Below are 24,000 nucleotides of genomic sequence, written 5' to 3' on the forward strand. Positions count from 1 at the left end.
TTCACTATCGGTCACTAGGGAGTATTTAGCCTTGGGAGATGGTCCTCCCAGCTTCCGACGGGATTCCTCGTGTCCCGCCGTACTCAGGATCCACCAGGGAGGGAACGAAGTTTCGACTACAGGGTTGTTACCTTCTCTGACGGGCCTTTCCAGACCTCTTCGTCTACCTCGTTCCTTTGTGACTCCACCATTGGTGTCCTACAACCCCAGAAGGCAAGCCTTCTGGTTTGGGCTGTTCCCGTTTCGCTCGCCGCTACTCAGGGAATCGCTGTTGCTTTCTCTTCCTCCGGGTACTTAGATGTTTCAGTTCCCCGGGTTGCCTTCCTTACCCTATGGATTCAGGCAAGGATGCTGCCCCATTACGGGCAGCGGGTTTCCCCATTCGGAAATCTCCGGATCAACGCTTACGTACAGCTCCCCGGAGCTTTTCGGAGTTAGTCCCGTCCTTCATCGGCTCCTAGTGCCAAGGCATCCACCGTGCGCCCTTTCTAACTTAACCATGTTGGTTTTATCCTAGATGGCGATACTCGGTTTATGCTGCTTCTTTTTTCTATCTAGTTTTCAAGGAACAACTTGGAAGGATGAAATCCTTCAAAACTGAACAAAACGAAAGCGTACTTAAGAATATCCTTAGAAAGGAGGTGATCCAGCCGCACCTTCCGATACGGCTACCTTGTTACGACTTCACCCCAATCATCTGCCCCACCTTCGGCGGCTGGCTCCCGTAAGGGTTACCTCACCGACTTCGGGTGTTGCAAACTCTCGTGGTGTGACGGGCGGTGTGTACAAGGCCCGGGAACGTATTCACCGCGGCATGCTGATCCGCGATTACTAGCGATTCCGGCTTCATGCAGGCGAGTTGCAGCCTGCAATCCGAACTGAGAATGGTTTTTTGGGATTAGCTCCACCTCGCGGTTTCGCGACCCTTTGTACCATCCATTGTAGCACGTGTGTAGCCCAGGTCATAAGGGGCATGATGATTTGACGTCATCCCCACCTTCCTCCGGTTTGTCACCGGCAGTCACCTTAGAGTGCCCAACTGAATGCTGGCAACTAAGGTCAAGGGTTGCGCTCGTTGCGGGACTTAACCCAACATCTCACGACACGAGCTGACGACAACCATGCACCACCTGTCACTCCGTCCCCCGAAGGGGAACCCTCTATCTCTAGAGGTAGCGAAGGATGTCAAGACCTGGTAAGGTTCTTCGCGTTGCTTCGAATTAAACCACATGCTCCACCGCTTGTGCGGGCCCCCGTCAATTCCTTTGAGTTTCAGCCTTGCGGCCGTACTCCCCAGGCGGAGTGCTTAATGCGTTAGCTGCAGCACTAAAGGGTGGAAGCCCTCTAACACTTAGCACTCATCGTTTACGGCGTGGACTACCAGGGTATCTAATCCTGTTCGCTCCCCACGCTTTCGCGCCTCAGCGTCAGTTACAGACCAGAGAGCCGCCTTCGCCACTGGTGTTCCTCCACATCTCTACGCATTTCACCGCTACACGTGGAATTCCGCTCTCCTCTTCTGCACTCAAGTCTCCCAGTTTCCAATGACCCTCCACGGTTGAGCCGTGGGCTTTCACATCAGACTTAAGAGACCGCCTGCGCGCGCTTTACGCCCAATAATTCCGGACAACGCTTGCCACCTACGTATTACCGCGGCTGCTGGCACGTAGTTAGCCGTGGCTTTCTGGTCAGGTACCGTCAAGGTACCGCCCTGTTCGAACGGTACTTGTTCTTCCCTGACAACAGAGCTTTACGATCCGAAGACCTTCTTCGCTCACGCGGCGTTGCTCCGTCAGACTTTCGTCCATTGCGGAAGATTCCCTACTGCTGCCTCCCGTAGGAGTCTGGGCCGTGTCTCAGTCCCAGTGTGGCCGATCACCCTCTCAGGTCGGCTACGCATCGTCGCCTTGGTGAGCCGTTACCTCACCAACTAGCTAATGCGCCGCGGGCCCATCTGCAAGCGGCAGCTTGCGCCGCCTTTCAACCTTCCTTCATGCGAAGGAAGATATTATCCGGTATTAGCCCCGGTTTCCCGGAGTTATCCCCGTCTTGCAGGCAGGTTGCCCACGTGTTACTCACCCGTCCGCCGCTAACTTTCAAAAAGCAAGCTTCTTGAAAGTCCGCTCGACTTGCATGTATTAGGCACGCCGCCAGCGTTCGTCCTGAGCCAGGATCAAACTCTCCAAAAAACATTGGTTTACGCTTCGTTTTGTTCAGTTTTCAAGGATCCATCTATTGTATTGGAGCGGGTGATGGGAATCGAACCCACGACAACAGCTTGGAAGGCTGTGGTTTTACCACTAAACTACACCCGCATCTCCAAATCGGGAAGACAGGATTCGAACCTGCGACCCCATGGTCCCAAACCATGTGCTCTACCAAGCTGAGCTACTTCCCGATGCGACATTTTTTAATTGTACATGGCGCGCCCAAGAGGAGTCGAACCCCTAACCTTCTGATCCGTAGTCAGACGCTCTATCCAATTGAGCTATGGGCGCATTTGCCGATGCGGTCGAGAGGACTCGAACCTCCACGGGGTCGCCCCCACTAGGCCCTCAACCTAGCGCGTCTGCCATTCCGCCACGACCGCATTTTAAAGAACGTTTCTTATTATACTATTTTTTTAGAATAAGTCAATAATTTTTTTGGTGCGGGTGAAGGGAGTCGAACCCCCACGCCCGAAGGCGCCAGATCCTAAGTCTGGTGCGTCTGCCAATTCCGCCACACCCGCAAAATGTGAGCCATGGAGGATTCGAACCTCCGACCCTCTGATTAAAAGTCAGATGCTCTACCGACTGAGCTAATGGCTCATTTAGAAGTTGGCTGGGCTAGCTGGATTCGAACCAGCGCATCACGGAGTCAAAGTCCGTTGCCTTACCGCTTGGCTATAGCCCAACAAACAATGGCGGTCCCGACGGGAATCGAACCCGCGATCTCCTGCGTGACAGGCAGGCGTGATAACCGCTACACTACGGGACCGTAGATAGCAACAGCCAGTCCAACTGTTGCCGATTATAGATGGAAGTGACCCGTACGGGATTCGAACCCGTGTTACCGCCGTGAAAGGGCGGTGTCTTAACCACTTGACCAACGGGCCACGGTGGCGGAGAAGGCGGGATTCGAACCCGCGCGCCACATATTTGTGACCTAACGGTTTAGCAAACCGTCCTCTTCAGCCACTTGAGTACTTCTCCTTCATAAAGTGGCTCCGCAGGTAGGATTCGAACCTACGACCGATCGGTTAACAGCCGATTGCTCTACCACTGAGCTACTGCGGAACAATTGAAATAACTTATTAGCTTGTCGACTCTTCATATTATAATGACCTATATTTAACAAGTCAAGCATAAAATGAAAAAATTTTTTATTACCATGTTCTTCAAATGGGCATTCTATTTAGGATCCCACCATCACTTTGCAACAAATTTTATGTTGGTTCCATTACACCCTGTCACTTACTGTCTCCATTCCCGCCTCAGGTTATTTCAAAATAACAAAAATGATATAAAAAACTTTTGAACAGTCAATGGAAAGTCGTCTTCTGTTTAATGCCTTACAAAATGACTTTCCATTAAAGAGAGTCGCCCTTTACATTTTCCGCAAACAAATTTCTTAGTATCCACCCTTCTCATACGCTTGAAAATTTGTTTGCACGATTGACATTGATAAATATATTGTTTTGTCGAGCGCTTTTTCTGAACAGTGGTCAAGGTGGAACAAAAACGAGGCGCTTTCACGCGATGCATTAATTCTTTAAAGTCCCTGTCACGATGTCGGTAGCCCTTCCCCTCTAAATGTAAATGGTAATGGCAAAGCTCGTGCTTTATAATTCCTATTAATTCTTCTAAGCCATACTCTTCATAATGCTTCTTATTCACCTCTATATTGTGAGAATTCAACAAATACCTTCCGCCGGTAGTTCTTAGCCTCGGGTTGAAAATCGCTTTATGAGTAAATGCTTTACCAAACCATTGTCGTGAAATTGTCTCTACTAGAGACTGCAATTCTTTGTTATCCAACCTCAACACCCCTCTGGAAACTTGACAAACCTATTCAGCATACTTATTAATATCCGGATTTTTCTTTTGATTTTAAGCTTGGCCCATTCTGTCACAACATCCGGCACCTTCGTTTGATCGCTTCATACAAACTGTATTTCGTGCCACTCGGTAAAAAAACGGGCTCATCCTTCGACCGCAAAAGAATCCTGTGCTTATAGCATCAAGAAAGCCGCAGCACCCGCCTTCAAAGCTAGAGTCCTGCGGCCCGTTTAGACGGTTGATTATCAACACTGGGAGGGTTTGATATGCCTAATTGGCTAAAAAATCAAATACGAATGGCGTTTTTGCAAAAAGACCGAAGCCAAATCAAGTTATTAAACCAATGCTGGTTTTTTTACACGGAAAGAGAATTGAAGCAAAACGTAAAACCACTCAAGTCTGTATAGACCGATGACATCCCGCACTGCGAAAATGCACTCTGGTGCATGTCTACTCATTAGGAGAAATCATTGTTAATGAAACTCTTCCTTTATTCAAGTCAACCTGATCGACCCAGACAGTGACCAAGTCGCCCACCGACACTACATCGAGAGGATGTTTCACAAACTCTTTTTTCATTTTGGAAATATGAACAAGTCCATCTTCTTTCACTCCGATGTCCACAAAAGCTCCAAAATCTACTACATTGCGAACTGTTCCCTCGAGCTCCATGCCTGGTTTGAGGTCTTCCATTTTCAAAATATCTTTCTTTAAAAGCGGTTTAGGCAGTTCATCACGAGGATCTCTTTCCGGTTGAATAAGAGCATCGACAATGTCTTTCAGAGTCAGTTCACCGATGCCTAACGATTCAGCTGCATCTTTAATGGAAAGCCGTTCCAACGCTTCCCGCAATTCAGACGTGCCAAGATCAGCTGTCGTAAATCCTAGTTTTTCAAGCAATTGGCGGACTTGCGGATAGCTTTCCGGATGAATAGGAGTCCGGTCCAATGGCTCTTCCCCATCTAAAATTCTTAAAAAGCCAATAGACTGTTCAAACGTTTTTGCTCCTAACCTCGGAATATCTTTTAGCTGCATCCGATTAGTAAACCGGCCATTTTCATTTCTATACTTCACAATATTGTTGGCAACGGATTTAGAAAGTCCAGAAACATATTGAAGCAAAGAGGCTGAAGCCGTGTTGACATTTACCCCCACTGAATTCACAACCGTCTCCACCACAAAATTAAGGGATTCCTGCAATTTTTTCTGTGAAACATCGTGCTGATATTGTCCTACGCCAATGGATTTCGGGTCGATTTTGACTAGTTCCGCCAAAGGATCTTGAAGCCTTCTGGCAATCGATACGGCGCTTCTTTCCTCCACTTGAAGATCGGGAAACTCCTCGCGTGCCAAATCAGAAGCAGAGTAAACACTCGCGCCGGCCTCGTTTACAATGAGGTAAAAAATATCTTTTTCCATATTTTTTAAAATGTCTGCCACAAATTGTTCTGTTTCCCGAGAAGCCGTTCCATTGCCAATGGCTACTACTTCAATTGGAAAACGTTCCAGGAAATCAATAAAAAGGCGTTTCGCTTCTTCTTTCTTTGCTTTCGGAGGATGGGGATAAATCACTCCGATATGAAGAACTTTTCCTGTTTCATCGACTACGGCCAGTTTGCATCCCGTACGATAAGCCGGATCCACTCCAAGAACGGTTTTCCCTCTTAAAGGTGGTTGCATTAACAACCTTTTCAGATTTTCTGAAAAAATATGGATCGCCCTGTCTTCCGCTTTTTCTGTCAATTGATTGCGAATTTCCCTCTCAATAGAAGGTTGTATGAGCCGTTTGTAGCTGTCTTCCAGCGCTTCTTGAACAAAACGGGCAGATATGCTTTCCTTATTTTGAATGACCTTTTTCTGTAAAAAGCGTAAAATGTTTTCCGCATCTGTTTGAATTGACACCCGCAAAATCTCTTCTTTTTCTCCGCGGTTCACGGCCAATACACGGTGGGAAGCTGCTTTAATGACCGGTTCTTCATATTCGTAGTACATTTCATAAACCTTTTTTTCATCTTTTTCCGCATCTTTCACCGTACACTTTAACGTTCCATTTCGAAATGTTTCTTTTCGAATCCAGTCTCTTATAGAAGCATCATCCGAGATCATTTCCGCGATAATGTCTTTGGCACCCTGGATGACTTCTTCTATCGAGAAAAGTTCTTTTTCGTCTGATAAATAGTTCGTTGCTTCTTCTTCAACAGACCCCGTCACCGGGAAACTTAGCAGCCAAAGAGCGAAAGGTTCCAGACCTTTTTCCTTGGCAATGGTCGCTTTTGTCCGTCTTTTTTGTTTATACGGGCGGTAATAGTCTTCTACCTCTTGCAGTTTATCAGCAGCTAAAATCTTTTGCTGCAATTCTTCCGTCAGCTTGCCTTGTCCTTCAATGCTGCGCAAAACTTCTTCTTTTCGTTTCTCCAAGTTCTGAAGGTAGTCCCATCTTTCCATAATCGAACGAATTTGAACTTCGTCGAGCGCTCCGGTTGCTTCTTTTCGGTAACGAGCGATAAACGGGACTGTATTGCCCTCTTCCAACATGGAAATAACCGTTTGTACTTGTTTCCATTTTAGTGATTGTTCTTCAGCTATCTTTTTTAGTAAATTCATTTCTCTGTCAGTCGATTGTTCAATCATATTCGTTCCGTTCAAAACGGAGTTCACTCCTTTTCCTAAACTTCTAGAAAAAGCAAAAAAGTCTTCCAAATGGAGAATCGGGGAAGTCCTTTTCAATCGATACACTATCGATGAGCAGCAAAAGCTTCTTCTTATCCGTTAAATAGTTAAGCTGCCCTCTAGTCGGATGATTCAAAAAACATCAAGGTGAGCTAATACACCCGCTCTAATAGACATTCGATTGATCATATATGTGTTCTCCCATTTTATCATAATTTCCTCTTTAGCAGATAAGGTGAGACGGAATGAGGAAGAAAGTAGGGGGTTGGTTGGGACTCTGGCAGCTCATTGATTCAATTTTTTCCAAAAAAAATGACGAGAGAACCCTTCTCGCCCGTGATCCCCATCGTCATTCTTTTTTAGAAAAAATCAATCAAACTGCTAATTCCTCTCAAAAAATACTTTCTTATCATTGGTTTCAAACGAAAAATTATGCTTTTTTGGTTTCCCCATCTCTATATTCAGAAAAACTGTCTATGCCAAATTTTTTATGAGATTGGGAAGCAGCAAATGACACACTATGTTTCCAATTATGCATCGGTTTCATTTTTCCGAATTCATCGTTTCGGATCGAATGGCTTTTTTTAATTTTTGAACGGCGCGACGTTGAAGACGGGACACATGCATTTGGGAAATTCCCAGCTTTTCGCCTACATCTTTTTGGCTCATATTTTTCAAATACGTATACTGTATAATTTTCCATTCTCTTTCGCTCAGTACAGGAAGAACCTTTTCCAAGTCGAGACGCTGATCCACTTTTTCATATCCTTTTTCCTCATTGCCCACCATATCAAGCAGTGTCATAGTGCCACCTTCAGAATCAGCTTCAATTGTACGATCTACGGATAACGTCTGGTAGCTTCTCCCCATTTCCATCGCTTCCAAAACTTCTTCTTCCGAGATATCCAAGTAATCAGCGATTTCCTTTATTTGCGGTGATCTTTGCATTTCACTTGTCAGTTTTTCGACTGTTGATTGAATTTTAGGGCTCAGTTCTTTAATTCTGCGGGGAACATGAACACTCCATGTCTTATCCCGCAAATAGCGTTTGATCTCGCCGACAATAGTTGGTACCGCAAACGCTTCAAAGCTTTTGCCAAAAGATCGGTCATAGCGGCGGATGGCCCCTAAAAGCCCGATCATTCCAACTTGTACGATGTCCTCATGATAAGATTTTCCCTTGGAATACTTTCGTGCAATCGATTCAACCAAATGATGATAATGCGTCACGATTTTTTCCTGCGATTCTTGGCATTTATGACGCTGAAACTCTTCGATCCATTTCATAACCTTTTGTTTAAAAGGACATTCATTAGGTTGAGATGGTTTTCGCATCCCTCTCCACCTGCTCTCTTTTAAGGTATTTTGTCATAAAGACGGATACCCCTTCTTGGTGATGGATTTTCACATCATCCATAAGCGTTTCAATCAAATATAATCCTAATCCTCCTTCACGAAAAAATTCTCCTTCCCTTTGTTCAAGATGGCACATCTCCTTTTTCAAATCAGATGAATGGAAACTTTGACCTCTATAGGCCACCATTAATTCCAATCGATCATGATATAGAGAAAATCCAATGACCATTTCTCCTTTTCCTTGTTCTTGGTACGCAAATGGTATTGCATTGAGAATCGCTTCGCTGACAACAATTTTCAAGTCCTCAATAGCCTCATACATAAAACCCATTCGACTTGCGATCCCAGATAGCGTTAAACGGATTACTCCTATATACTCCGGCTTGGCAGGTATTTTCATCTCGATATAATCAAAAGGCTGCCCCATGACACTCCATCCTCTGCTTTCTTGTTACATGTTCAAGATATCCACAAAATCTGATGATGTCAAATCATCTATTGAATCGTTCTGTAAGCCCCATTCAATAAAATTTCTAATGAATCTGCCATTTGTAAAAAGAATAACAAATACTTCGAGGCATGTACTATCCAATTATTTCAAGTCGAACCAATCCACAACTACCTAATTCTCCTTTTCCTCCGCATAAGAATCGTAATTTTCTTAACTCATGGAAAACGCAATCTTTTCTTAATCGCTGCTCTTTTTCCATACCGTTCTTTATTCGGCTATATCTCATAGGTTTAGATATTAAAATGATCGAAGTACAATGAATGGTATAACTGGTTGCCAAGGTAGACGCCTGTCTCAATAAAAAACCAAAAACCGAATTGGAGAATTTCTATCAGTTAGTCCTATAACCCGTGTTAGGCAGCTGCAAAACTGGGTGTTTAAAAGGCTGTATCTATTGCGGCCCAACTTGCGTACTATTTGATGAAATGTAATGATGAGGCACACAGCATACGGGGGTAAAAATAAAAACCTTGATCCCTTAATTTTTAAGAGGTCAGGTTTTATTTTTTTTATTCTTTTTCCCGTCTAATAACCACACAAACAATCTAAAAAATACAACGAAAAACAAAGATTGTATCATGTTTTCAGTCCAATTGAATGTATTATTTTCAACATAATCAAAAATAACTAAAACAAAATATAATACGATGGATAATATGAAATTCTTATAAAAGACGTTCATATCATTCCTCCTTGAAGTGTTTAAAAACGAAAAACCATTTCTCTCCCACTCTAAAATTCCAACACAAATAGAGAATCCCCCACTTCATTTTATCTAAAATTTTCTATATTTTCGGATAATTACATCCGCTTATAAACATAAAACGAGTCATTTTAGTACTATTGAAAGTTTGCTGATTTCTGTCATGTAAACCACTTTAGTCAATCATAAACTATTCTCAGTCATATTTCTAATTTTCAGAATAACGGTTTTCCTTTTTCAAACAAGGCTGACTGAAATGCGTGCATCGGGTAAATAGATCAAAACAAACGGAAGTAAAAGGCGGGTTCATGTTGAATGCTATCCTTGCAAATCCGCAGAGTATGCTTTGCTTGACGGCAATCACACACCTACACGAAGGTTAAGGTGAAGATTTTTGAAGCAGATAGGCAGTCCAAAGAAAAAATCTTTTTTCTCTAAAGATAAGAGCCAATTTATTAAAGTAGACTTTCCGACAAATAAACGGCTTTTTTTGCATTTACACGCAACCGCAAACGTTTTTAAATGTGAGTAAATAACAACGCCCCTTTAGACAACCAAGGAGCGTTCATTTAAAAGTCTATTAGACCTAAACTGATTTGCAAGGCTTCGTCCACTTTTTCCATCATTTCTTCATCTAAATGGGAAATTTTATCCGTTAAGCGTTGTTTGTCAATTGTGCGTATTTGTTCCAGCAAGATAACGGAATCCCGCTCAAAACCATATCGCTTTGCGTCAATTTCTACGTGTGTAGGCAGTTTGGCTTTTTGGATTTGCGCTGTGATAGCAGCAACAATTACAGTGGGACTAAACCGGTTCCCTATGTCGTTTTGAAGGACTAGTACTGGACGCACTCCGCCTTGCTCCGAGCCGACAACAGGGGAAAGGTCTGCAAAATACACATCACCACGCTTAACAATCAAAGGATTAGCCCCCACTTACTAATCGTTCTACCGTATTCTCTGCCTCATATTCCGCTTGAATAGCCTCGGAGGCAATAGCAAGATTGATTTTTGCCATTTCCATATAGCCTCGTCTCATCGTTTCCCTTATTTGACGCTTTTTGCGTTCTCGAAGATACGCTTTTGTGGCGCGATAAATAAATTCATTGCGATTCACATTTTCCTGCTCAGCAAATCCGTCTAATTCGTTTAAAAATTGCTGCGGCAATCGAATTAAGATTTCTGTCGTTGTGCTGGATTCAGACACGAACTACACCTCCACCGTTCACTGCAATAACCGTCTCTTTACACTACCAAATCCATGATACCATCAATTGAGCCGCCCGAAAAGATAAATTATGAATTCTTCACCTATTATCGTCATAAAAACACGAAAATTATGCATTTATATTGACAAAGAAAAAAGTTCACTGCTTACATTTTCCGGTGAGAAGACAAAAGTGGGTTTGAAACGTCCACAATCTTTCCGGATTCTATATAGACACGGGGAACTCGATGGGAAATCATACAACCAATTTCATAATGAATCGTTTCAAGATTTGCCGCAATTTCATCCATCGTGATTTCATCCCGGCCTTGCTTACCGATCAAAACGACTTCCGTTCCTACGGGCACTTCCTCATCTAAGCGGATCATGCATTGATCCATGCAAATTCGTCCTACGATAGGAGCTCTTTTCCCGCCAACCAGCACTTCTTGGCCTTGAAGCTTGCGAATCCAGCCGTCTGCATAGCCGATTGGCAAAGTAGCGATCCATTCATCTTCCTTTGCTTCATATACACCCCCGTAGCTGATTCTTTCTCCCTTCTTCACCTTTTTCACATGAACAATTTTTGTATGCAGAGATAATGCCGGTTTTAATTCAAAAGGAAGAAGGGATTGGATGTCGGCAGAAGGCGACAGCCCATACATCGAAATTCCATAGCGAACGAGATTAAAAGCATGAGATGTTTCTTTAAACCTTAAAGTAGCTGCACTATTCGCGCAATGAATATATTTTGGTTTTTGTTCCAGAAGTTGCACCATCACTTGAAATTTTTCAAATTGTTTCCGGAAATAATCTGTATCTACTTCGTCGGCTGTCGCAAAATGAGTAAAAATCCCTTCTAATCGAAAGGCAGGGGAACGCATAATTCGTTTTTCCAATGCTTTCAACTCTTTTTCGGTCCTTACACCGATTCGGCCCATTCCCGTATCTACTTTCATATGCACACTTAACGAGGAGCCATTCAAAAATGGTTCCGCTCTTTCCAACCATTCTTCCTGAAACACCGTCAACGAAATACGATGGTCTGCTGCCAACTTGGCGTCTTCCGGCCTGGAAGCTCCTAATACTAAAATCGGCACTTCGATTCCGCTGTTCCTTAATTTCAAAGCTTCATCTAAAAAGGCCACAGCCAAACCTTTGGCTCCCGCCTTTATAGCGGTGTTGGCAACTTGAACATCACCGTGACCGTATGCATTGGCTTTTACCACAGCAAATAAATCCGTTGTAGACGGCAAAAGTTGCAAAGCTTCTTTTACATTATAAGCAATGTGATCCAAATTAATTTCAACCCATGTATCCCTGTAAAACTGAGATGTATCCACTCATGACCCTTCTTTCCACTAAACTCCCCTTCATTATGACAAATATTGTCGAATTTTTAAATGCAAAAAAAGAACTGGCCTAAAAGTAAAATGACTTTTGAGCCAGCCTTTTCTGTATCATATGAGTTTCCGTTGTTTAAATAGGGTAAAATTACCAATTAAAAAAGTATTCCCTCTTATTTTTCGGGATTTCCTTGCATGGAACTCGCAATTCTGATCATTTCTTGCTTCGTGAGGTTCTTCGATGCCAACGTATAGTCAACCCCTTGATACGTCCAAGAGAGCGAGTGATCCGTTATGGACCCGATGGCAAAGCCAAGATCCGCCACTTCACCATCCAAATCAATTGGTTCGGAAGCCTCAACAGCGTGAGCTTTTTCTTGAACAATCGTAAACGATTTTTTCCCGCCATAGGTAAGAACAACCCGTTTCCCATTATCAGATGACAACTCATTTTCTTCCACCAGCTTTGTTCCTTCTAAATCAGCAAGAGGATATTGAACGGAAAAATCTTGATCACCCGAGTTTGCAGCAACCGGTACTTCAAGCTGAGCTCCTGTCATATTCTTTTTCATATCAAAGGACGACGAATCAAAATTGGCATGTAGATCCAAATTTTTGAATTTGACGGTGACTAATGGATTGTGGTCGGTGTCCATTACTTTTACGGAGACAGGTGTTAAGTCTTTTTTGTTAAAAACGATTTCTTGGTAAGGAAGGATTTGCTTGTTTTGATAGCGGGTTTTGGTTTCAAATACATAGTGGTTTTTCGTTTCTTTAAAATTCGCCTCTTTATCTTCTAAAATGTCTTTCACTAACGACTCATATAAGTATGCTTGACTGCTGTTCTTAGGCCAATCACTTTGGAATCGAAAGCTTTTATTAAGGGCAGGAGTTAATACGTACACACCGGTATCATTTCGCAAAATCATTTGGCTCTGGTCTCTTTTGGCCGCCTTTAGTTCTACCCGGTAATATTGATGTTCTTTATTCCATACTTCCACATTATACGTTTGTTTTTCTTCTCCCACTTTTAAGGTCATTTGCGCTTCTGCTTTATACCCTTTTAATTTGCCGATTTTTTCATTTAGATCGGAAACAACCTCCTCTTTTGTCTTAGAACCGCAGGCAGCGAGAACAATCATTGTCAATAAGCCAATGAATAAGAGCGCCACATTCTTTTTCATTCTTTTCACTTCCCCTTTGTCTCATTTAAACATGAAAGGGAGAGAGAAGATGTTCAATAACCTAAGATGAACAGGCACTTATGCCTCTTTCGTCCAGCGCTGTTGCCTGCAATCTCGGCTTTTCGATCTTGTCTCTCCTGCTGTTATCCAATATATGAGACAACCATAGGGAATATGTACTTTAAAAATCTTTTCCCATTTTTTCGATGATCACTTGAGCAGCAGCAAATTCCCGGCTATGCGTAATAGTTAAATGAACTCCTTCTTTAAAAGGCTTGACGATCATCGGTTTTCCGTTCTCATTATATTGAATTTCGATGTCGTGAAACGTCAACTCTTTTCCGATTCCCGTTCCGTAGGCCTTGGAAAAAGCTTCTTTTGCCGCAAATCGCCCTGCCAAATATTCAGCTTGCCGTTTTGGCGATAAAGATTGAAATATATTCATTTCATTTGCAGTCAGTATTCTACATGGAAATTTCGGTTGACGACGAATCAGCGTTTCAATCCTTTCCATTTCCACAATATCTAAACCAATGCCAATAATCATCACAGTTCGTCCCTTCTAAATGATTTCCGGCCGCATATAAATGGAGGTAGCATGTGAGAATCTTGCATCGAAATGCTTTTAGAACGCAGGATCGAAAAGCATTTCGTTGTTGCCCCAACTTCGTCACTCCCTTAACCAGAGGTGAAGTCCATGTTTCAGCGCAGTGAACGAATGGCAGATTTTATCCGTTATTATCCTTGCGTTTCCACATTAGCCGGTATTCAGACTCTATTTTATTTGGCGACATGGATTCCTTTTTTCCCTGCTGTCGCTTTCTACCAATCTTTTTCCGGAACCAATATTGCGATTGCGAATGGAGAATGGTGGCGACTCATTTCCTCCATTTTCATTCATAGAGGATTCTCCCATTTTTTCTTCAACACGATCACACTGGTTTTATTCGCTCCTCCTTTAGAGATTATGTTAAAAAAAATCAAGTTTTTATTACTCTACTTATTATCCGGGATTTTCGCAAATGCTGCCACCTTTCTATTTATGCCTTTAACCTACACTCATATCGGTTCAAGCGGAGCCATTTTCGGGTTATTCGGGTCCTTTGCCGCTTTCTTGCTGGTGAAGCCCCCTTTGCTAGCCGATCATCATCAAAAAATCATTTTTCCGGTTGTACTCATCGCTCTATTGATGACGTTTATTCAAACCGAAGTGAATATCGTTTCCCACCTGGCAGGTTTTGCTTGCGGATTCTTCATGGGCATCCTGTATCGAAAGAAACTCCTTGTTGAATGATCATCCTATTAAGAACGACAATGGCGGAAAGCAACCAGCCGTTTTCGCATTTCTCGCTCCAGATATTTGCAAACAAAAAAGCATAGGAATTCCTATGCTTTTGGAACGGATTTTCTTCGGCTCACGCGCGATCTTTGATTTTTGCGTTGATTTCCTTGTGTTTTATTAAAAGAACGTCTGCTCTCTTTTTTCATTGGCAGCGGCCCTTCCTCTGTAATATGGACAGGAGTGCGGTTAGGTTCTTTTGTAAGGAGTTTAAGGGCAGCGGCCACCACTTGACTTGGCGGGAACTGTGCCAGCAACTCGTTCGCTAATTCTTGATAGTCCTCTAAATTTTCATTATTTAAGCATGTCTCAATTTCATTCACGGCTGCTTTTTGTTGTCCGATGAGCGCTTCCGTCCATGTCGGCGGCTGCATCGGCGTCATCCGTTTTTTCGTCGTTCGTTCTACTTCTCTTAAATAGCCCATTTCCCTAGGGGATACGAACGTAATGGCAATTCCTTCTTTTCCGGCTCGTCCGGTCCTGCCAATACGGTGAACATAGCTTTCCGGATCTTGCGGAATATCATAGTTATAAACATGAGTAACCCCGGAAATATCCAATCCCCGTGCCGCGACGTCGGTCGCCACAAGAACATCGACTTTTCCTTCTTTAAACTTTTTCAGGACGTTCAAACGCTTCATTTGGCTAAGGTCCCCGTGAATCCCTTCAGCAGAATACCCGCGCAAAGTAAGCGCCCTTGTCAATTCATCCACTCTACGCTTCGTTCTGCCGAATACAATCGCAAGCTCAGGAGATTGTACGTCCAGAAGCCGGGAAAGAACGTCAAATTTTTCTCTTTCTTGAATCTTGATAAAATATTGTTCAATTTGCGGAACCGTCATTTCTTTTGCTTTCACTTGAACTAATTCCGGATTTTTCATAAATTTTTCGGCAATAGCACGGATCGGTTCCGGCATTGTTGCAGAAAAAAGAAGGGTTTGCCGTTCTCTCGGCATATGGGAAAGGATGGCTTCAATATCTTGAATAAAACCCATATTGAGCATTTCATCCGCTTCGTCAAGAACGAGCGTATGAAGATGGTCTAATTTTAATGTCTGTCTATTGATGTGATCAAGAATTCTTCCCGGAGTTCCCACAATCACATGCGGCTGTTTTTTCAAAGCGCGGATTTGTCTTTGAATATCTTGGCCGCCGTACACTGCAAGAATGCGCACCCGTTTATGATAGCCGATCTTATATAATTCCTCTGATACTTGGATGGCCAATTCCCGTGTAGGGGCTATGATCATTCCTTGAATATGATGATTTTTCGTATCGATTTTTTCCATTAACGGAATACCGAAAGCGGCGGTTTTCCCTGTACCCGTTTGAGCTTGTCCGATCAAATCCTTTCCGTCTAAGCTTTTTGGAATCGTGGCCGCTTGGATCGGAGTCGCCTCCTCGAAACCCAGTTGGTCAATCGATTTCAATAGAGCTGGACTCAAACCTAATTCTACAAATTTTGTCAATTCTCTCTTCTCCTTCTTAAACCTAAATAAATGTTTGTTACACAATATGCAGTTTTTTTCGTCTTACTTTTCAAAAAGGCCTTCATTGTTTCACGATAAATTCCTTTTATTTATATTTTTCCTTTTGATGAAAATGATATGGATGAGAACAGTCAATCAAGAAAAAATATGGAAGTTTCAATCACATGAAACGGTCTTAAAATTAGTTTTTCAAAAAAACATGAATAAAACACCTTAAACAAAAAAATACTCTTCCCACTGAAGAGCGATATTTAGCGTCACTTTTATCCGCTAACTCAGTTTCCTACACACGGATACGAGTAAAGATATCGAAAAGCAATGAGCTTGAACTTTCCATTATAGTCTAGAAGTACACAATCGCTAACCCTCTTAATGGTGGAAATGAAAGGAGACCTCCGGTTGGTATGCCGACTCCTTTGGCGGATTGATATGAAAGATGAATAACAAAGTGAAACTCCCACTAGCGGCAGCCTTTTTCGCTGAAACAATCGGCCTTTTGCGGGCAACTGACGTGCAACTACATTTTATGCCTGGCCTCATGGGCAGGGGCTGCCCATGAAAGCGTAATAAACAATTTACGGTAATCGTACCATTTCATTGAATAAAATTCAATTCCATCATCCTGATAACTTTATCCTTCTTAGTGGAAAAAAGCAAGGACTTTATTCCGTAAGATTGAGTCAAGTATTTGTGGGCAGTTTTTTTCTCCCTAACAATGAAAGCGGATTCACCATTTTAGGGTACTCTCTTGATAAAAAATTTGTCTTTTTTAAAATCCGGCCAACTCCTTTAAAGTCTTGTACACTGGAATATTTGCCTTACCTTTTAGGTATAGGAGATTGTCTCTTGTGACTTCACCAATTGTACTTGTCACCTTTTCTACGTAATGTTTTGGTGGATTCTTTTCCTCCTTGGTTTCTGTCCATCTTTCGACTTTCCCAAATAATGTTTTCAATGCCAGATTGTCTAGGAAAGCCACCAATCCAGTAATCATGGCACTTACGCCTTTTTCTACCCAGCTACGTCCATTTTTGAGCCTTTTTGCGAAGACACTCATCGTTCCCTCGGCACTTCCCATTGGACGCATTCCTTTGGTGTCAATACCTTGTTCTTGGAGCCACTTCCGGTAATCCCCGAGGGCTTCAGGATATTTTTCTAGTTGACGAATCAATTGGTCAAGACGTTCTTCCTGATCCTCTGTCTCTAGTGTTCCAACAGCACTGTTTAATTCCGTAAGTAGTTTCTGACTGTCATAGGACGCTAGTGCCTTTTGCATTTGGCGATAGCGAGGATGCTTACGGAATAAGCTGCGAATATCCCTTGCCACGTGGAAACGGTCAATTGAAAAGAATGCCCTGCCTTTAAAATGGTCTCGACAGGCTGTAATCCATCCGGCACCATCCCCGTTTATTACTAGCTTATGGACAGTTGGGTCATACTCGAAGTTTTCAATGAGAAAATCCTCAAACGCCTCCCAAAATGGCTGGTTCCCACGGTGAATAAAATGGCGTTTGTCTTTCAAACTTACTCGTTTTCCGTTGATTTCCCAGCCCTGATGAACCGCTGCAATTTTTTCTTCCTTGCCCCGTTTTCCTTTTCCTTGACGTTTCACATATAGGCCGTCCACTTCCACGAATAGGACAGGATAGTTTACAGGCTGTCGCTCTTTTGGGATACTTTCAATCTGTAACAGGTGTTGACGTATAGCTTCGTGACTAATCACTCGGTATCCTAAAAGTGTTTCAAGCGTGTGTTCTGCCTTTCGATAGGATGGCCCTGTAATGGCAAGCTCTAGAGCCGCTTCTTCTATCAGCGGACTAAAGGAGCCGGTCCCTTCGAATTCCAAAGAGCGATCAAGCAGATAGACATATTCACCTTTCTCCCTGTCTCGGTAGTAGTTCCGTTTCACCTTTATTTCTCCAAAAAGACTGATAATAGTGGTGATACGCTTATCGAGTAGACGATAACGCTTTTTATTTCGTTCTTCAGCAATCTGCTTGTCCATGTCCTCTAATAGTGTTTTCATGACCTTTGAGAAGGTTTCCTGTAATTGCCTCCAAACTAATTGCTCAATCTGTTTTAAATTTGGATATACTGTGTTATTCTTTTGCATGAGGGGTTACTCCTTTGTTTGTGATTTAGTTTTGGTTGACTAAGATTCTACCAAGGAGTAACCCTCTTTTTCATGTTATTTGCTTATTAACTACCGCGCTTTCGCTTGGTGGCCCCCTCATTTGTTGAGCGTTCTAACGTTCCCTCAACAAATGAGGGGGTTAAATTTTGCCCACAATAATTTTACTCATACATTCCGTAAAGCAAATAAAAGCGTTCCGTTTTCATCGAAAAACAGCATTACGCTTGTAAAAGATGGACGACCTCTTCCAATTTCATACCTCGTGATGCCTTCACTAAAATCAGTTCATTTCCCGTTAACAAGGATTTCAGCTTTTCCACGAGTTTCTCTTTTTCCATAAAAGCGAAAACGCGGTGTTCCGGCAATACGGTTTTCGCACCTTTCGCAATATATTGGCCTAATTCACCAATGGTGAACACATAGTCAATAGCATGTGGATTGATTTCTTTTCCAATCTCTTCATGGTATTGCTTTTCTTTCGGACCGAGTTCAAGCATATCGCCCAGAACTAAAATTTTCCGTTCGTAGCCTTGAAGTTCGGAAACCAAATCAATCGCTGCTCTTACCGAGGTAGGACTTGCATTATATGCATCATTGATAATTTTTTCTCCTTTGCTTCCCTCTACAAGTTCCAATCTCATTTTAGTTAATTCGATCTTTTTTAAGCCGTCTTCAATCTCATCGTAAGAGATCCCCAATTCACGAGCAACGAGAATAGCAGCCAATGCATTAAACACATTATGCTTACCGAGCACTGAAAGAAAGAATTCTCGTTCCGGTTCTGTATTAATGGAAAACCGGCTTCCCTCATTGGTCTGACGGATTTTCGTCGGGTATAAATCATTTTTTGCCGATTCCCCAAACGTTTTCACCGTCAAATGAGGCGTATTTTGGACTAGTCGCTCCAAAAGCGGTTCATCGCCGTGGTAAACAAGCACACCATTTTTGTCTAAGCCGTTAATAATTTCAAATTTTGCTTCTGCGATCGCTTCTCTTGAACCTAAATCTAACAGATGAGCTTCTCCAATATTGGTAATAACGGCTATATCCGGTCGAGCCATCCGCGTCAAAAAATCAATTTCCCCTTTTGAACTCATTCCCATCTCTAAAATCGCTGCTTCTGTATCTTGTTTCAAGGAAAGCAGCGTCAAAGGCAATCCGATATGATTATTGTAGTTTCCTTCCGCTTTTTGAACGCGGTATCGACTCGACAAAAGGCTGCTGATGATATCCTTTGTAGTCGTTTTTCCGTTGCTTCCGGTTACACCTACCACTTTGATCGACAGTTCATCACGATATGCTTTGGCAAGACGTTGGAGCGCTTCCAATGTATCGTCCACCATAATGATCGGGAAATGTTCCGGTGGATTGGGAACATCTTTTTGCCAAAGGGAAGCAGCTGCCCCATTTTGAAACGCTGTTTCGACGTAACGGTGCCCATCCGTATGGTCTCCCTTTAAAGGGACAAACAAATTCCCTTTTTCGATTTTTCGGGAATCAATACTCACTCCTTGAATCACAATGTCTTTATGGGAAAGTTCATATGGTGCTCCCATCATTTCAGCAACTTGTTGAATCGTTTTGACAATCATTTCCCTTCACCTTTTCTTCCTCGGAATAAACAGACGCGGCATTTTGAAAAACCGCGTCCACTCTATGAAACTGTGTATTTGATCTTTTAAACGGTGTATTTGATCTTTTGTTTTTCCTCATGCCTTTTTATGGCCAAATCAATTAATGTTTCAATCAGCTGAGGGTAATCTAAACCGCTATGTTTCCAAAGAAGCGGAAACATGCTGACGGGGGTAAATCCCGGCATCGTATTGACCTCATTAATCAGAACTCGGCCGTCTTCTGTCAAAAAGAAATCGGCACGAACCAGTCCGGAACAATCTAAAGCTTGGAAAGCTTTGATCGCTATTTGCTCCATCTCTGCCTTAACTTTCTCAGAAATTTCTGCCGGTATAATCAATTGCGTACTATTATCTTGATATTTCGCTTTATAATCATAAAATTCCTTTTTAGGAACGATTTCTCCCGGTACGGAACATTTCGGATCATCGTTCCCGAGCACTCCCATTTCTATTTCTCTCGCTTTTACTCCCTGTTCCACAATGATTTTACGGTCATATTGAAAAGCTTCCTTAAAGGCCTTTTCCAATTCATCTCGATTGGAACATTTGTTAATTCCCACGCTGGAACCGAGGTTGGCCGGTTTCACAAAACAAGGATAGCCGATTTCTTTTTCCGTTAATTCGTATGTTACTTCTTGATTTTTTTCCCAATGGCTGCGCGTAAACCAAACATAATCGACTTGGTCAAGGCCTGCTTCTGCAAATATATGTTTCATGATCACTTTGTCCATTCCCGCCGCCGAGGCTAAGACTCCATTTCCGACATAAGGAATGTTTAAAAGTTCAAGCATCCCTTGAACTGTGCCGTCTTCACCATTTGGTCCGTGCAAAAGCGGGAAGACCACATCAAACTCTTCACCGCCTTCCAGGAAAGCCGCTAACGGATGAGTGGACTCTTGGTTTTGAGGCGAAAACTGCAAATCTTCCACGCTTTCTGCCGGTCTTTCCAATTTCGGTCCTTTAATCCATTGTCCTTCTTTATTTATATGAACCGGATACACGTCGAATTTTTCCAAATCCAACGCTTCCGTCACCGCTTTGGCTGTCTGAAGGGAAACTTCATGTTCCGCTGATTTCCCGCCATATAATAAACAAACTTTCGTTTTCATCACGAACCTCCAATATTGTTGATTTTCATTAAGAAAAATCATTCTATTCCTGTTCATTGAATAACATTTCTATTTTATCATTTCTTTACATGCCGGAAAAACGTTTCTTCATATGATTATATGCAATCACACTATGAAATTTTAAGAAAATCTGGATAATACATGGCTTTTCGTTCTTTATTCAAGATTTCCTGTTTACTAAAGAAAGGCAGAAAGGTTCCATTTGGAATGGTCCGCCTCACTTTCCTGAAATGGTCATAGTCTGGAAAAAATTTCTTTAAAAGCTCCCCATTGCTTTTTCCACAAGAAACCGGAAATCAAGGGTCAATCCGAAAATAGATTAGAAAGTGGAGATCGTTTTTATTCTTATATTCGCATTATAAAAACGCCAGCCTTAAAAAGAACAGCCCATGAATGCAAAAATAATGGAAACAAATAAGCCTTTTGATTTTTTTAATCATTGACAAAATCTAACCTTGACGTTAACGTTAAATGTAAATTGATACCATAATGGCTGAATATATTATTTTATACAAGGAATAAACGGCAAAAAACGAACTTGGGCAACATCATTCCGGCGCCGGAAAGGACGTGAAAAAAGAAACTGTTTGTTTTTCATCAAAAAAGAAGGCTTGCTTTTTTCCCGCATGCGTTTCGCTTCAAAAAACGATGGAACAAGCAAGTGCGAACGTCTGGCCACTCTCAATGAAAAACGAGCGAACGAACGAGTGAGTCGACCTAAAAACGAGCCTGATTTTGATTGGTCCATCGTTTTAAACCAATACAGAAAGGAAGGATTTTTCATGGAAGAAAGAAATTTTGCACGAGCGCGATTGATTACCGTATTTGCGTCATTTTTAGCGTTTATGGGGATAGGAGTTGTGGACCCGATCCTGCCGGTTATTGCCGAGCAAATCGGGGCTTCTCATTGGCAAGTAGAAATGCTGTTTACCGCCTATATTTTCATCATGTCCGTTATGATGATTCCCGCTGGCATTTTGGCCAGCCGCGCCGGAGATAAAAGGCTTATGGTTGCTGGTCTTATCGTGGTAACGATTTTTTCATTGTTATGCGGACTTTCCCAAAATATCCCGGAATTGTCCATTTTCCGAGGCGGCTGGGGACTTGGCAATTCGATGTTTTTCGCTACCGCTATGACATTATTAATCGCTCTGTCCGACGATGCCCAAAAAGCGGTTGGTTTATATGAGGCCGCCATCGGTTTAGGTATGGCCGGCGGTCCTTTAGTGGGCGGTCTGCTTGGGGATTTTTCCTGGCGGTTTCCTTTCATTGCGACCGGCATTTTGATTTTTACTGCATTTTTGCTTGTGGCGTTCTTTGTATTTGAACCGTCGTCTAAACAAACGCGTAAACCGGCCGGATTGAAAGACCTTAAAAACTTGTTTACGTTCCCGCCTTTTTTGATTGCCTCGCTTTCGGGAATGCTCTATTATTATGGATTTTTCGTTGTTCTGGCTTATACGCCGCTTACTCTTGGACTTTCAGCCATTCAAATCGGCTTGGTGTTTTGTGGATGGGGGCTTTTCCTTGCATACGGATCTGCCGGTTTAGCTCACAAATTAGAAGAAAAATATTCTCCAAAACAAATTTTGCCGTTTAGTTTACTTGTTTTTGCAATGTTAGTCGGGGCCTTATTCTTTGTGCATTCCAGCATCGCATTGATTACCATCGTCATCGTCTCCGGTTTAGCATGCGGGTTAAACAACGCCTTGTTTACAAGCTACGTGGTGGAAGTATCTCCTTATGAACGTGGGGTTACATCCGGTACTTACAATTGCATCCGCTGGATCGGGGCAGCTGTTGCTCCTGTGTTGTCAGGATATCTAGGAGAATCCATTTCTGCCCACACGCCATTTATCATTGCCTGTACCCTTGCGATTATTTCCATCTTGTTAATGATGATTAAGCCAAAGCAAGCAAAAGTTTCTGTCCGCAAAACCATCGCCAAATAATAAAGTTCGCTCAGAAAATTGCTTAAACTTGTATACGAATTCCAAGCCGAAAAAGGACTTGCCATAAAAGCCTCTTACAGTCTTCGTAAGAGGCTTTTACACTCATTTAGGAGAACGCATATTTTTCCGTCAGAAAATACTAGCAGTTCAGATCTTTTTTCGTCTTAAGGAGAATTCGGAGCTCTTCTCTTTCCAGTATTGGCTTTCACCATTCTATTGCTCTACTGTCTTGGTCAAAACATCATTTGGCCATGGTGGTTCACAAAGATCGCAAGCCAAGTGCTGCTTAACCTTCGCCTGGTATACAGAGTTCCTTCGTTTGTTTTGTCGGCTTCTCTATTTAAATAAAGCGCTCCATTCCCGCATTTTTTTATCATAGACCAGCTGCCCGTCCGGAGTCTCTCCCGTTTTATCCAAATAGTCATCCACCATTTCATCCATATTGATATAATCCCCTATTACCCAAACGGGAATTTCAATTTTATGTCGAGTTTGATTCGCTCTAGATATGGAGATGACCATGCCTTCTTTCATCTTGTCTTTGAAGGAAGCGATCACATCCCTCGGAACCGAAGGAAATTCTCTCCCTCTTTTCAGATTAAACAGCCCCTTTTCTCCTCTTATATGGCTCATTTTCAAAGCAATCACATGTCCGAGCATATAATAAAAATCGGTTAAAAATCGATAATAGGTTTTATTGAACCAGCCATCATCATGGGATAAATATACGTAGCGGTTATTCAGTTTGCTGTAAAAAGGATCGCTTAAATGCTGTTTGCTGTGCCCTAAATAAAGGAGCTCGGCGATTTCCTGCCCCTCCAATTCATTCAGCCCGTCCGTGTCTTCAAAGTCAAGCCAGCAAAAGTCGCCATATTCATACACATCTTCTTTCAGCAGCCGATCCAAATTGTCTTTTTCCACATAATCTAAAAGAGTGTGCATGTTAAAATCGCTGTAGTCAAAGTTATGCTTCAAAAGCAAAACATTATTCAGTTCCTTGGGGAGACATTTTACAAACTCGCGGAACTCAATTCCATATGACATCGTATATTGATGAACCGCATTTAAATGAATATAAATAAGCTCCTTCATAATCCCATGATTTCTCAATCTTATGACCTCCGAATCTTCCCAATCTCCTTTTTCCATCCGATACACATATTCTCATTACTATTTTAGCAAAATTAGGTGAAAAGACGTATGATAAAATATGATTGAAGCAATAAAAATTCGTTCTGTCATTAGATTTATTCTATTTCTATTGTGATTTGGAATATAGGCTATTCTTCCTCCGCATTTCATCAC

17 protein-coding genes, 11 tRNA genes and 2 rRNA genes (1 of these 30 only partly in view) are annotated in these 24,000 nt (G+C 42.4%); 3 read left to right on the plus strand and 27 right to left on the minus strand.

Features of this window, described 5'->3' with window-relative positions; translation table 11 throughout:
• The 14 genes from BSM4216_RS14320 to BSM4216_RS14385 form a co-directional block, all read right to left on the minus strand.
• Positions 1-499, minus strand: a 23S ribosomal RNA gene (locus tag BSM4216_RS14320) (it extends 2,434 nt beyond the left edge of the window).
• A gap of 135 nt (positions 500-634) precedes the next feature.
• A 16S ribosomal RNA gene (locus BSM4216_RS14325) occupies positions 635-2,189 on the minus strand.
• Together the 16S and 23S rRNA genes with 11 tRNA genes alongside form the textbook arrangement of a ribosomal RNA operon.
• 52 nt (positions 2,190-2,241) lie before the next feature.
• A tRNA-Gly gene (locus BSM4216_RS14330) sits at positions 2,242-2,315 on the minus strand.
• Positions 2,316-2,324: 9 nt separating this feature from the next.
• Positions 2,325-2,398, minus strand: a tRNA-Pro gene (locus tag BSM4216_RS14335).
• Positions 2,399-2,421: 23 nt separating this feature from the next.
• A tRNA-Arg gene (locus BSM4216_RS14340) sits at positions 2,422-2,498 on the minus strand.
• A gap of 9 nt (positions 2,499-2,507) precedes the next feature.
• Positions 2,508-2,590 (minus strand) — tRNA-Leu (locus BSM4216_RS14345).
• A gap of 56 nt (positions 2,591-2,646) precedes the next feature.
• Positions 2,647-2,731: transfer RNA gene (locus BSM4216_RS14350), tRNA-Leu, on the minus strand.
• Between the two features lie 6 nt (positions 2,732-2,737).
• Positions 2,738-2,810 (minus strand) — tRNA-Lys (locus BSM4216_RS14355).
• A gap of 10 nt (positions 2,811-2,820) precedes the next feature.
• Positions 2,821-2,895 (minus strand) — tRNA-Gln (locus BSM4216_RS14360).
• An 8-nt stretch (positions 2,896-2,903) separates the two neighbouring features.
• A tRNA-Asp gene (locus tag BSM4216_RS14365) sits at positions 2,904-2,979 on the minus strand.
• Between the two features lie 46 nt (positions 2,980-3,025).
• A tRNA-Glu gene (locus BSM4216_RS14370) sits at positions 3,026-3,097 on the minus strand.
• A gap of 4 nt (positions 3,098-3,101) precedes the next feature.
• Positions 3,102-3,194 (minus strand) — tRNA-Ser (locus BSM4216_RS14375).
• Positions 3,195-3,203: 9 nt separating this feature from the next.
• Positions 3,204-3,278 (minus strand) — tRNA-Asn (locus BSM4216_RS14380).
• A 267-nt stretch (positions 3,279-3,545) separates the two neighbouring features.
• Complete coding sequence (locus BSM4216_RS14385) at positions 3,546-4,019, minus strand: SprT family protein (protein ID WP_048624148.1); 474 nt, start codon at positions 4,017-4,019, stop codon at positions 3,546-3,548.
• Positions 4,020-4,306: 287 nt separating this feature from the next.
• Here BSM4216_RS14385 and cmpA point away from each other — a divergent pair, with 287 nt between their 5' ends.
• On the plus strand, positions 4,307-4,447 hold the full coding sequence (gene cmpA / locus BSM4216_RS16795) for a cortex morphogenetic protein CmpA (protein WP_156179266.1): 141 nt from the start codon (positions 4,307-4,309) through the stop codon (positions 4,445-4,447).
• A 43-nt stretch (positions 4,448-4,490) separates the two neighbouring features.
• Here the strand turns inward: cmpA and BSM4216_RS14390 are convergent, their stop codons facing one another.
• The 8 genes from BSM4216_RS14390 to acpS form a co-directional block, all read right to left on the minus strand.
• Positions 4,491-6,644 carry a Tex family protein gene (locus tag BSM4216_RS14390; RefSeq protein WP_176573001.1) on the minus strand — a complete coding sequence of 718 codons (2,154 nt, stop codon included), beginning with the start codon at positions 6,642-6,644 and terminating at the stop codon, positions 4,491-4,493.
• Positions 6,645-7,253: 609 nt separating this feature from the next.
• Positions 7,254-8,045: an RNA polymerase sigma factor SigB gene (gene sigB, locus BSM4216_RS14400; RefSeq protein WP_048624150.1), complete on the minus strand. Its 792-nt coding sequence runs from the start codon at positions 8,043-8,045 to the stop codon at positions 7,254-7,256.
• A complete protein-coding gene (gene rsbW / locus BSM4216_RS14405; RefSeq protein WP_048624151.1) occupies positions 8,023-8,493 on the minus strand; it encodes an anti-sigma B factor RsbW in 471 nt (156 codons plus the stop codon). The genes sigB and rsbW overlap by 23 nt, the downstream gene beginning before the upstream one ends.
• A 1,356-nt stretch (positions 8,494-9,849) precedes the next feature.
• Entirely contained in the window at positions 9,850-10,200 is a 351-nt protein-coding gene (ndoA, locus tag BSM4216_RS14415) for a type II toxin-antitoxin system endoribonuclease NdoA (protein WP_004439372.1), read from the minus strand.
• Positions 10,201-10,204: 4 nt separating this feature from the next.
• Positions 10,205-10,486 carry a CopG family ribbon-helix-helix protein gene (locus tag BSM4216_RS14420; RefSeq protein ID WP_004439375.1) on the minus strand — a complete coding sequence of 94 codons (282 nt, stop codon included), beginning with the start codon at positions 10,484-10,486 and terminating at the stop codon, positions 10,205-10,207.
• A gap of 167 nt (positions 10,487-10,653) precedes the next feature.
• A complete protein-coding gene (gene alr, locus BSM4216_RS14425; protein ID WP_048624153.1) occupies positions 10,654-11,829 on the minus strand; it encodes an alanine racemase in 1,176 nt (391 codons plus the stop codon).
• 176 nt (positions 11,830-12,005) lie between these two features.
• Positions 12,006-13,016 (minus strand): LolA family protein, encoded by a 1,011-nt coding sequence (locus BSM4216_RS14430; protein ID WP_004439380.1) that lies wholly within the window; start codon positions 13,014-13,016, stop codon positions 12,006-12,008.
• A gap of 181 nt (positions 13,017-13,197) precedes the next feature.
• A complete protein-coding gene (gene acpS / locus BSM4216_RS14435; protein ID WP_004439383.1) occupies positions 13,198-13,563 on the minus strand; it encodes a holo-ACP synthase in 366 nt (121 codons plus the stop codon).
• A gap of 150 nt (positions 13,564-13,713) precedes the next feature.
• Between acpS and BSM4216_RS14440 the strand changes: the two genes are divergently transcribed.
• Entirely contained in the window at positions 13,714-14,310 is a 597-nt protein-coding gene (locus tag BSM4216_RS14440; protein ID WP_048624154.1) for a rhomboid family intramembrane serine protease, read from the plus strand.
• Between the two features lie 92 nt (positions 14,311-14,402).
• On the opposite strand, the gene cshA is transcribed toward BSM4216_RS14440, so the two are convergent.
• From cshA to BSM4216_RS14460, 4 genes are all read right to left on the minus strand, one after another.
• On the minus strand, positions 14,403-15,824 hold the full coding sequence (gene cshA / locus BSM4216_RS14445; protein WP_048624155.1) for a degradosome RNA helicase CshA: 1,422 nt from the start codon (positions 15,822-15,824) through the stop codon (positions 14,403-14,405).
• Between the two features lie 790 nt (positions 15,825-16,614).
• Positions 16,615-17,958, minus strand: a complete 1,344-nt coding sequence (locus tag BSM4216_RS14450; RefSeq protein WP_048622768.1) for an ISLre2 family transposase — start codon at positions 17,956-17,958, stop codon at positions 16,615-16,617.
• 239 nt (positions 17,959-18,197) lie between these two features.
• Positions 18,198-19,571 carry a UDP-N-acetylmuramoyl-tripeptide--D-alanyl-D-alanine ligase gene (locus tag BSM4216_RS14455; protein ID WP_048624156.1) on the minus strand — a complete coding sequence of 458 codons (1,374 nt, stop codon included), beginning with the start codon at positions 19,569-19,571 and terminating at the stop codon, positions 18,198-18,200.
• A gap of 86 nt (positions 19,572-19,657) precedes the next feature.
• On the minus strand, positions 19,658-20,722 hold the full coding sequence (locus tag BSM4216_RS14460; protein WP_048624157.1) for a D-alanine--D-alanine ligase: 1,065 nt from the start codon (positions 20,720-20,722) through the stop codon (positions 19,658-19,660).
• Positions 20,723-21,525: 803 nt separating this feature from the next.
• On the opposite strand from BSM4216_RS14460, the gene BSM4216_RS14465 reads away from it, so the two are divergent.
• Positions 21,526-22,695, plus strand: coding sequence for an MFS transporter (locus tag BSM4216_RS14465; RefSeq protein WP_048624551.1), 1,170 nt, complete (start codon positions 21,526-21,528; stop codon positions 22,693-22,695).
• Positions 22,696-23,031: 336 nt separating this feature from the next.
• Here BSM4216_RS14465 and BSM4216_RS14470 read toward each other — a convergent pair whose 3' ends face one another.
• Entirely contained in the window at positions 23,032-23,805 is a 774-nt protein-coding gene (locus BSM4216_RS14470; RefSeq protein ID WP_004439400.1) for a hypothetical protein, read from the minus strand.
• Positions 23,806-24,000: the final 195 nt, after the last annotated feature.

It is taken from the genome of Bacillus smithii (assembly GCF_001050115.1).
Classification (GTDB): domain Bacteria; phylum Bacillota; class Bacilli; order Bacillales; family DSM-4216; genus Bacillus_O; species Bacillus_O smithii.